The following is a 7378-nucleotide window of genomic DNA, read 5'->3' on the forward strand; positions in this document are numbered from 1 at the left end:
TCTCTCCTCGGTGCCCGTTCAGAAGTTGACGTCGTAGGGGTCGGAGCCGCCGGTGGACCCGGTCGTCCCGGTGGCGGGACCGGTGCCGTTCCCGCTGTCCGGGGCCGGTCCGTTGCCCCTGTCCCTCCTGGCACCCCTGCGGGTGCGCCCCGTACCGGTACCGGCATCGGCCTCGTTGGGCGTGCCGGGGCGGCGGGCGGTGCGGGGGCGGCGGGACCACGGGAGGTCGCGGCCGCGCGGGGAGGGCGCGCGTCCGCCCCGTACGACGAGTTCGTGCTCGCCCAGACCGATCGGTTCGCCCACCCGCACCGGCACCTGGCTGCCGCCCCGGGGCCGCAGCAGGAGCTCGCCGGAGCCGTTGCGGCGCAGCAGGTGGGCGGTGGAGGCGGCGGTGCCGCGGACGCTGCGGAGCGTCGGCGTCCCGCCGTACGGCTCGTCGACGGTGAAGGCGAAGGTCCCGCCCTGGCTCTGTCCCTTGCGGACGCTCAGCGTGTACAGGGAGCGTCCGTCGTCGCGGAGTTCGAGCGTGATGCCGGTGAGGTCGCGGCGGCGGCGCCGGGCGAGGAGCCGGATCGCGGTGAGGACGGCGAGGACGAGGACGGCGGCGGCGCCGCCGGTGACGGCCTTCCACCACCGGTCCCACCACGTGGGCGGCGCCACGACGAGGACGTCGAGGAACGCGGTGTCGAGGACCGTGTCTCCGTCGCCGCTGTCCACGACCGCGACCTTGCCGCCCAGTTCGCCCAGGGGCGTGCCGGCGGCGAGGGTCACCGTGAAGGGGATGCGGGTGCTGCCGCCGGCGGGCGCGGTGACCGGAGTCGGGGCGACGGTGAGCTCCGTGCCGGGCGCCTGGTCCTGGAGGGCGAACCGCAGGGTGTGCGGGACGGAGTCGTTGTTGGTGACGTCGAGGGTGCCGCCGACGGTGCCGCCCGGGTGCACGGTGACGCGGTCGACGGCGAGCCCGGCGGTCAGCTTCGGCACGTCCGGGCCGCTCCGGGCGTGCACCGGGCGGCGGTCGGAGGTGATGCCGGGCGCGGCCATGCGGGTGACGAGCTCCAGGTCGCCGGTGGCCCCGGCGGGCAGGGTGAACGTGCCGGTGAAGCGGACGTCCCCGGCCTTCGCGTCGGGCGCCCGGCCGTCGTCGGCGAGCTTGAACGTGAAGGGCCGGAAGCCCGCGCCGGCGACCTCGGCCGAGGCCGCGAGACCGTCCAGCTGTCCCGGGTCGGTGATGACGACTCCGCGCCGGGTCTGCATCCGCACCTGCACGGTGACCTTCTCGCCCGCGCGCGGGGACGCCGGGTCGAGGGTGACGTCGGAGCGCAGGCGGCCCTGCCAGATGGCCCGGACGGCGACCTCCCGGTCGCCGTGGCCCTCGGGCGCCTCGATGTGCACGCGCCACCGCCCGGGCAGCGGGTCCTTCACGCGCAGCGCCTCGACCGGTCCGTCCTGGCCGCTGACCTCGAAGGTCGAGCCGTCGAACTCGCCCTGCACGGGCACCTTGCGGCCCGCCGGGTCGTAGTAGGTGACCCGCACCTTGGGGTCGTGCTTGGCGACGGTGAGGGAGCCGTCGGTGGCGATGGGCGGGATGGTCACGGAGAGGTCGGCGGGCGGCTTCCCGACGGTGCCCTGGGCGATCCGGGCGCAGCGGGCGGCGGCGAAGGTCTCCTGGAGCGCCTTGTCGATCTCGGCGGAGGTGCCGACGACCCGCATGCGGGGGACGGAGTCGGGGATGCCGGAGCAGGCGCCGCGGTAGCCGCCCTCGGCCATCGCGGTGAGCGCGGCGCGGTCGATCTGGTCGCCGAAGCCGAGCGGCCAGATCTGGACGCCGGCCGCGCGGGCGCGGGCGAGTTCCTCGGTGAGCCGCCGTGCTCCGTTGGCCTGGCGGATGTCCGGGTCGGTGCCGTACTCGGGACTGTCGGCGACGTCCAGCCTGCCGTCGGTGAGCAGGAAGACGACCTTGGGCACGGCCGGGGTCTTCGCCCCGCCCTCGGTGAGGCGCGTGACGGCCTGCCGGACGGCGGCCGGGAAGTCGGTGCCGGGCCCCATGCGGGCCTCGTCGCGGTGGCCCAGCTGCTGCACGCACGTGCTGAGGCGCTCGCGGCCGGCCGCGTCGGCGACGGTGAGCGGGCAGACCTCGTTCACGGGCGACTGGCCGGACTTCTCGGAGCTGCCGAAGCCGATGACCGTGGCACGGGAGCGCTCCGATATCTCGCCCTGGCTGAGCAGTGCGGCCGCCTCCGTCTCCCGCGCCAGGTCCTTGTCGGAGAGGCTCTTCGACTGGTCGACGACGACGGCGAAGTCGAGCGGGTCGGGGCCCTCGGCGGGTTCGGCGGCGGTACGGGACAGGCCCGGCGCCCCGGCCGCGGGCAGCCCCGCGGCGGGCGCCGCGAGCGGGCCGGAGAGCCCGAGGAGCACTCCGGCGAGGAGCAGGGCGCTCCCCTTGTCGGTCCACTTCATCTTCTCTCTCACCACAGTTCGCTGAAGAGGGCCAGGAGGGCGCCGAGCACGAGCGCGAACACGCCCAGGCGCAGCCACCGGTACTTCGCCGCGAGCACGAGCCCGTGCACGCCGGCCTGTTCGAGGAGCCAGTCGGTGGCGTCCGTGCCGGACGCGCCCAGCCGTTCCCGCAGGGCGGACGCGGACGGGCCGGCCGTCAGCTCGCGCAGGAGGGTGCGGTCCGCGCCGATCCGGGTGCGCGGCAGGACCACCGAGACGAGCATCAGGACCCCGGCCGTCCACAGCGCGCCCGCCGCGAGGAGGAACGCGAGCCCGGCGCCGGCCGAGGGCACGGGGACGCGGTCCCCGGAGAACACGACCGCGAGGAAGGCGAGGGCGCCGGAGAGCAGGATCGCGGCCTTGGTGTCGGCCCGGCCGATGTCCTCGCGGACGGTGGCGAGGAGCCGCTCGGCCATGAACCTCAGCTCCTCGGACGGTACGGGGGCGGGTGCGGGTGCCGCCGCCGTCCGGTCGGGCAGGGGGACGGGGGCCGGGGCCGGGGTGCTCATTCGTCGTCCCAGTCGTCGAAGTCGGAGCTGGGGCGGGCGGGTCGGGCGGGCCCGGAGGACCGGCGGGGCCGGTCGCGGCCCGTGCGGTCGTAGGGGTCGTCACGGTCGTACCGGTCGTTCCGCTCGTACGCGTCCGGCTCGTACCGGTCGCGGCCGTCGTCGAACCCGTCGTCGCGCCGGCCCCGCGACCGCCCCCGTTCCCGCTCCCGCTCCCGTTCGGATCCCGACTCGACGCGGGTCGGTTCGTAGACCCGGGGGTCGTGGGCGGCCTCGCCGTGCTCCTCGTCCCAGGGGTCGTCCCTGACGTCACGCGTGTCACGGGCGTCATGGACATCGCGAGGGTCACGAGCGTCACGAGCGTCACGGGCATCCCGTACGTCACGGGTGTCCCGAGGATCATGTGCGTCCCGGGCGTCACGGGCGTCACGGCGGTCCTCGTCCCAGTCCGGGTCGCTCGGCTCCACGGACGCCTCCTCCAGGGCACGGCGTCGCCGGGGGGTCTCGCCCGAGGGGTTGAGGACCCGGTCGGTGATGCCGCCGAGGACGCTGCCGGTCTGGGACCGCAGGTAGGTGAGCACCTGGTACATCTGCTCGCCGATGTCGTGCCGTTCCAGGACGCCGGTGTCCAGGAGCCGGCTGAAGACGCGCAGGTAGTCGTCCTGGCCCTCGCGCCGCTCCTGCTGGAGCTGGGTGCGGATCTCCCACTGCTTGTCGGGGTGCATCGCCATGTGGTGGGCGATCTGGGCGAGGTCGCCGCGCCGGAAGAGGGCCTCCAGCTCGCGGGCGCGCTCGGCGACCAGCGCGCGGTCCGCCGCCTCCCTGGCCCGGCGCGCCTGGGCGACGCGGTCGTCGGCCTCCATGGTGACGCTCACGATGTCCCGCCGGGAGACCTCGGCCTTGACGGAGTCGTCGAGGTCGATGAAGACGAGGACCCGGGTCCGCAGGCCCATGTCCCTGCCGAAGCTGAGGCGCCCGGCGGCGAGTTCCTCGCGGACGGCCTCGTCGGCCCGGTGCGCGTCGGTGATCCGGTAGCGCCGGGAGATCCTGCGCAGGCCGTCGAGCAGCTCGTCGTGGAGCAGCTCGGCGACGTCCTCGACCTGCTCCTGGACGACCAGGTGCGGGTCGGTCACCACCCACTGGACCTTGGCGACGGCGTCGAAGAAGACGCCGTCACCGGCGGCGGGCAGCTGCAGCCGGAACTCGGTGACGTTGCGGCCCAGCCGCACCTCGAAGACGGTGTACGGGGACCCGAACATCGGCTTGTTGACGTCCTCGGTGCGGTCCGGCCAGATCACCCGGTGGCCGCCGTTGCGGTAGAGGAGCACGGCGGCGACCTTGCCGCTCCGGCGGCGGTACGGGGGCGCGTACTCGGCGAGGAGGGGGCCGCGCGGGCGGCCGGGGGCCGTGGAGCCGCCGGGGGCCGCCGCGTGCGGCCGCACCCGGCCGCGCGCCTGCTCGGGTTCCTCCTCCGCGCGGTCGAGGTCGGGGTCGAGGTCCTCGTCCGCGTCACGGGCGCCGGGGTGCTGTCCGCCGTTCTGCCGCTCGTACGGCCGGCGCTCGTACCGGTCCTCGTACCGCTGCCGCTCGCGCCCGTCCCGGTCCTGGTACCGCTGCCGCTCCCGGTCGCCCTGGCCCTCGTACCTCCGGCGCTCGTCCCGGTCCCGCTCGTCCGGCCGCGCGTTCCTGTCCTGCTCGGGCCCGGTCATCGGTTCGCTCCTTCCGTCACGGCGTCCCACATCCGGCGCGCCGCGCTCCTGTCCAGGGGCCGGTCACGGTCCCGGACCAGTTCGTTCAGCAGTCCTCTGAGCCGGTCGCGGTCGCGGCGGTCCACCGCGAGGCGCGGCAGGAAGGCGCGGACGTGTCCGAGCGCCTCGGGATCCTTCGCGGCGCGCCGGAGCATGCCGCCGAGGGCCTCCAGGGCCGCCTCTCCGGAGCGGGCCGTCGCGAGCGTGTGCCGCAGCAGCCGTGCGAGTTCGGGGGCGAGGGCGGGCCGGGTGGCGAGGAGGGCGACCAGCAGGGGGCGGGCCGCGTGCTCGTCGAGTTCGGGTACCTCGCGCAGCCCCCACAGGTGGGTGGTCCGGGTGCTCAGGGCCCGGATGACGGCGAGGTGGACCAGGTTGGCGAGGTTGATCCGGCCGTCGTCGAGCCACTGGTGGAGCCGGCGCAGGACGGGCTCCGGTTCCCCGGAGGCGAGCAGCCGGGCCACGCTGAAGGAGGCGGGCACGAGCACGTCGACGTCGGTCGCCTCGCGGGTCCTGACCACCCGGGCCAGGGCGTCGAGCGAGCCGGGGACGCTTCCGGCGGCCAGGACGTAGCCGTGGGCGAGCAGCGCCGTCCGGACGAGGGTGTCCTCGCCGGATCCGGCCCAGTCCTTGAGCACGGCGGCGACCGCGGGCCGGACGCGCGGGTCGCGGGCGGCCTCGGCGAGCGCGGTGGCGGCGGCCATCCGGGCCCTGGGCTCGTCCGTCACGGCCAGCGGCACGACCAGCTCGCGGAAGCCGTGGATCCAGTCCCAGGAGCAGAGCACTCCGGCGGCGACGGAGGCGCGCACCCACACCTCGGGGCGCGCGTCGTCGCACAGGGCGCGCAGCCAGCGGGCGACCGGGCCGCGGACGTTGTGGTAGCCGTGCCAGATCTCGCCGAGGACAGCGCCCGCCAGCGCCTCGCCCTGGAAACGGACGGCCCGCACCGGCACCTTGGCGGGGCCGAGGTCCAGCTCGCCGTCCTCCAGGACGGCCCGGGCCTGCACGGGACGGTGCTCGGCGTGGGTGCCGAACAGGCGCCGCCCGGGGGCGTGGTCGGGGTCGAGCGTGACGGCGAGTTCCCAGGCGAGGAGCTCGGCGGCCTCGGCTGCGAGGCTGTAGGCGGAGCCGTCGAAGACGGCGACGGCGATGCGGAACGCACCCGCGTTCAGGACGGGCAGCGCCTCGGGGAGCGCGCCGGGGCGGTCGGCGCCGGCGAACCACTCGCGGGCCTGGGAGCGGACGAAGCTCGCGCATTCGGCGAGGAGTTCCCCGTCGGTCATCTCGCCGCGCCAGTGCCGGGCCAGGTGGTCGGCGAGCCGGGCGGCCTCCCGGGGCCTCAGCTCCTCCAGGCCGAGGGCCCGGACGACGTCGGGTCGCCGGGCACGCGCGCGTGCGGCGCCGAGGGCCTCGTCGGGCTCGGCGCGCAGCCGGTGCCAGAGGTGGCGGTGGAGGACCTCGTCGGCCGGCGGGGGCGGGCAGTACATCCCGTACCGTCCGCGCAGCAGCCGGTCGGCGAGCTCTCCGTTCTCGACGAGGACGACCCCGTACGCCTCACGGCCGCGCAGCAGTTCGCCGAAGCGGTCGAGGTGCAGCTCGGAGAGACGGGTGGCGGGACGGCGCGCGCCACCCGTGTGCTCGCCCCGGCCGGAGCGGGCGGGGCGCGGCTCGCTCTCGGTCCGGACGTCCTCGGCGAGCAGCTCCAGGAGGTGGCCGCCGCTCTCCTGGAGGGCGTCCTCGGTGATCTCGTCGACGCCGTGGCGGGGGTCGAGCCGGAAGACCTTGCCGCCGGTGAGCTCGTCGAGGAGGGCGAGCGCGGTGGCCTTGCGGCCGCTGCCGGGTTCGCCGCACAGGACGAGGACCCGGTGGTCGCGGAGCCGGTCCCGCATGCGGGCGTACCCGGCGGTCGCGCAGTACACCCGGCCGAGGTGGTCGAGCGTCTCGGGCGGGACGGGTCCCTGGACGAAGAGGGAGCGGTCGGAGCCGTAGAGGGCGAAGATCTGGTTGCCCTCGAAGACGGTGCCGTCGCCGTGGATGGTGGTCAGGCGGTCGGCCGCGCCGCCCGCCCAGGTGCGGACGGCCCGGAGGGCGGTGGCGGCGCCGCCGGTGTCGCTCTCGCCGCCGAGGGGGCCCCGGTCGGCGGCGTCGAAGACGCTCGGTTCGCGCGGCTGGTCGCCGGATCCGTCGGCCCGCTCGCCGTCTCGGTCCCGGTCTCGGTCACGGTCCCGGTCTCGGTCGGAGCGGTTCCCGCGGTCGCCCCGATCCCCGCGGTCACCCCTGTCACCCCTGTCACCCCGGTCGCCGCTCCGGTCGTGCGCGTCGCCCCGGTCGCCGCCCCGACCGCCGTCCCCCCGGTCGTCGCGGTCGTGGCCGGAGTCCGGGGTGTCGGTGCCCGCCGGCTCGTCCTGGTCGCTCACCGCGGGTCACCCGCCTTCGGTCCGGATCCCTTGCTGATGCCGGTGAAGCCCCCGTGGATCGTGTTGCCGTGGACGTCGAGCAGGTCACCCCCGACGTGGTACGTGCGGTTCCCGCCCCCGGTCCGGGGGGGGGGGGGGGGGGGGCCCCCCCCCCCCGCCCCCCCCCGCCCCCCCCCCCCCCCCCCCCCCCCCCCCCCCCCCCCCCCCCCCCCGC

At 76.1% G+C, this 7378-nt stretch carries 4 protein-coding genes; all 4 read right to left on the reverse strand.

Annotated features, from left to right (window positions below):
* Window positions 1-18 precede the first annotated feature (18 nt).
* The 4 genes from ACFV2S_RS07430 to ACFV2S_RS07445 are packed head-to-tail and all read right to left on the reverse strand — an operon-like array spanning window position 19 to window position 7164.
* A complete protein-coding gene (locus tag ACFV2S_RS07430; protein ID WP_385555117.1) occupies window positions 19-2457 on the reverse strand; it encodes a VWA domain-containing protein in 2439 nt (812 codons plus the stop codon).
* A gap of 8 nt (window positions 2458-2465) precedes the next feature.
* Entirely contained in the window at window positions 2466-3005 is a 540-nt protein-coding gene (locus ACFV2S_RS07435) for a Pycsar system effector family protein (RefSeq protein ID WP_383790918.1), read from the reverse strand.
* Window positions 3002-4711 carry a hypothetical protein gene (locus ACFV2S_RS07440; RefSeq protein ID WP_385555119.1) on the reverse strand — a complete coding sequence of 570 codons (1710 nt, stop codon included), beginning with the start codon at window positions 4709-4711 and terminating at the stop codon, window positions 3002-3004. Before ACFV2S_RS07440 ends, ACFV2S_RS07435 begins: the two co-directional genes overlap by 4 nt.
* Window positions 4708-7164, reverse strand: a complete 2457-nt coding sequence (locus ACFV2S_RS07445; RefSeq protein WP_385555120.1) for a hypothetical protein — start codon at window positions 7162-7164, stop codon at window positions 4708-4710. The genes ACFV2S_RS07440 and ACFV2S_RS07445 overlap by 4 nt, the downstream gene beginning before the upstream one ends.
* Window positions 7165-7378 lie beyond the last annotated feature (214 nt).

The sequence above is a fragment of the Streptomyces sp. NPDC059695 genome (assembly GCF_042733785.1).
Lineage (GTDB): Bacteria > Actinomycetota > Actinomycetes > Streptomycetales > Streptomycetaceae > Streptomyces.

Excerpts from the sequence above, each read along its gene's own strand:
- ACFV2S_RS07430 (WP_385555117.1), bottom strand. The coding sequence starts at position 2,457 with ATGAAGTGGACCGACAAGGGGAGCGCCCTGCTCCTCGCCGGAGTGCTC.
- ACFV2S_RS07435 (WP_383790918.1), bottom strand. The coding sequence starts at position 3,005 with ATGAGCACCCCGGCCCCGGCCCCCGTCCCCCTGCCCGACCGGACGGCG.
- ACFV2S_RS07440 (WP_385555119.1), bottom strand. The coding sequence starts at position 4,711 with ATGACCGGGCCCGAGCAGGACAGGAACGCGCGGCCGGACGAGCGGGAC.